1 pseudogene is annotated in these 210 nt (G+C 60.0%); it reads left to right on the forward strand.

The features are described from left to right. Window positions 1–206: pseudogene (locus EOA75_RS33800) on the forward strand (hypothetical protein); the annotation flags it as partial. Between the last annotated feature and the right edge of the window lie 4 nt (window positions 207–210).

The raw sequence follows: 210 nt of genomic DNA on the forward strand, positions 1-210 counted from the left end.
CGCCGATCTGCGGCGCGTTGGCGGCCGCATATCTGACGCTTCCTGTGGTTAGCTACTTCCGCGCCAACGGCCTGCCGCTGCCAGGAACCGAGGACGACACAACTACTCTGGCTGCAGCGTTTCTGATCGGCGTCTCGGCCATGTGGATATCAGACATTGTGTTCGACGTGATCGTGCGACGGTTCAGGCCCAAGCTTGAAGAGTGATAGC

The sequence above is a fragment of the Mesorhizobium sp. M1A.F.Ca.IN.022.07.1.1 genome, assembly GCF_003997575.1.
GTDB lineage: Bacteria > Pseudomonadota > Alphaproteobacteria > Rhizobiales > Rhizobiaceae > Mesorhizobium.